At 35.0% G+C, this 2,117-nt stretch carries 1 protein-coding gene; it reads right to left on the bottom strand.

Annotated features, from left to right (window positions below; all coding sequences use genetic code 11):
* Positions 1 to 125: 125 nt before the first annotated feature.
* The gene (locus F6K22_RS39390) at positions 126 to 1,721 is read right to left on the bottom strand and encodes a DUF6492 family protein (protein ID WP_293110454.1); all 1,596 of its coding nucleotides are present in this window, start codon (positions 1,719 to 1,721) and stop codon (positions 126 to 128) included.
* Positions 1,722 to 2,117: the final 396 nt, after the last annotated feature.

Raw genomic sequence — 2,117 nt, 5'->3', positions numbered from 1 at the left:
ATTGAGACAATTAATGTGCCAATATTTCTCATAAGTAGAGAGACAAAAAAATGGGCGTTGCTGAATAAAAGTATGATTTTACAGGAGTAGGAATTAGAAGCTAGAAAGGATTCCTTTTTCCTTCACTATTTTATTGCCACTAATGTCATGTCTAATTCTTGGACAAGATTATTGTATAGAGCACTTTGTTGTAGAAGATATTCTGTATCATTAATCCGATCTTTTTCATGTTCATACCAAAGTTGACTAGGAATATAGCGAACTTCTATCAAATCAAAATTTACACCTAAATATATACCCAGTGGTGTAGTAGGATATCCTTTTTCCTGTCGCTCTTTGTTTAGTTTTTGAGAAAACATACTTAAACCATAGGGTGTAATTGGACGTACATGAGTAGGGTCGTGTAGGAGGTTATCATGGCGATGATGGGGAACTTTGATATGCACTTTTGCCCTTGGTTTACATATTCTATATATTTCCTGAATAATTTTAAGATAGATTTCTGTCTGCTGTCCAAGATGTTCTAATACATGACTCATTTCAATTTCTGCCACACTATTATCTTCCCACAACCAAGGAAATGTTTCTAAATCTAATCTAATGTCAGGATCTCCAAACTTGTCTACATTGATATAACCATCTAGATGTCTCGCTCCGCAGCCTAAATTTAAGCATAGGTCAGATTCAAATTTGCGCGGGTTCCATTGAGAACGTTGCTCTTCGATATGGGTATTTTTTCTATCTTTCTTGAGATGTCGCGGACTACTTTCAAAAGATAAAGAGGAGGGAAGTGCATCTGGTTCGTATTTTTCTCGAATAAAAGATTCTATATCTATATATGAAGGAGAAAAGATAGCTGGGTTAGATACTATTGATTGGTAACTATTAATTTCAGTGGAAAATACCCTCGACTGATAACTTCTCAGTGCAGCAGAAAATAGACCAGTACCATCATCAAAAAATCGCTCAGTTGTAGCTCCGTAATTTTCGTATGGATAAAAAGCTAGGTCAGCAGGAGCTTTTGCTGCTACCCATGAAATGTAAGACCAATATTCACTGAAGGTTTCAAATTTATTAGCAGAGCGCATCATCAATAATAACCAGTTTTCGTCTGATTGAAAATAGCTTTTTATTTGGTTTTTTAATGATTCTAGATGCTCTTTTTTGAACCACATATGATGGGGAATAAATGTACCTTCATGGTCTGTAAGTGGCTCAACCCCAAGTACCGAGGTAATCCATTCAGCCCACTTGGATACAATATGGGGATTACCATATTGATTGTGTTGCAGAAGTGCAAATTTGTGTTGTGTAGTTTCTTGATGATTACTGATGAGTTGCCAAGTATTAACAGGAAGTAGGTCGCTATCCCAAACAACAAACCATTCACTTAGGTTATCAATACCTTCATAAGCACCAAGTTTTAATAACTGCTGATAAAACCAACCAGGATTATAAAGTGATTTACCTAAATCAAGTTCTGAACAAATTGCTTTTTTTGTCAGACCTTTTTTTTGAAAAAAGTATTCTTCCTTGTGGGTATAGACTGGAGCAACTTGCCATTCCTTAACTTTCTGTTCTAGTAATTTTGCCTCACTTTCTGGAGCTATTATATGGATAGTTCGAGGTTTGTAGTGGTGAGTAATTCCTTCTACAACAGCTTGGGTATTCCAACGCACTTTGTAAAGGGGGATAACAAAGTCGAATGTTTCTTTTGACATAATTTTAGACGATTTTCTTTATATACTCCAGATAAGTTGACTTGCTGAGTTTTTCCACTCAGAAGACCTTTGATTCTTAGCCAATATTCAATAAGGAAGGAGAATATTCTATTCACAAACGTTCTGTTTTGTCAAATGTTCATCTATTTTTATTTGTGATTTTATTGTCAACTCAAAGAATATAGTTATAGTAAACAGGGGGGAAAAGGAAGCAGGGAATGGGAAAAATCATGGTTATATTTTCCCACTTTGTCAAATCTACTGCGTAAACCCTCAGCTATCAGTTATAGCATTTGTCTGTAAAAATGCACTTCATAATTATTACCCAGACTTGAATTTTACTTACAGTTCTTATCTTTTATTAAGTGCAACTTCATGGATAAATGGTATTACTAG

This window comes from Okeania sp. SIO2F4 (assembly GCF_010672385.1).
Taxonomy (GTDB): Bacteria; Cyanobacteriota; Cyanobacteriia; order Cyanobacteriales; family Microcoleaceae; genus Trichodesmium.
This window is presented reverse-complemented; position numbering and strand designations above follow the sequence as displayed.

Bases quoted from the DNA above. Each gene is read 5' to 3' on its own strand.
- F6K22_RS39390 (WP_293110454.1), bottom strand. From the start codon at position 1,721: ATGTCAAAAGAAACATTCGACTTTGTTATCCCCCTTTACAAAGTGCGT.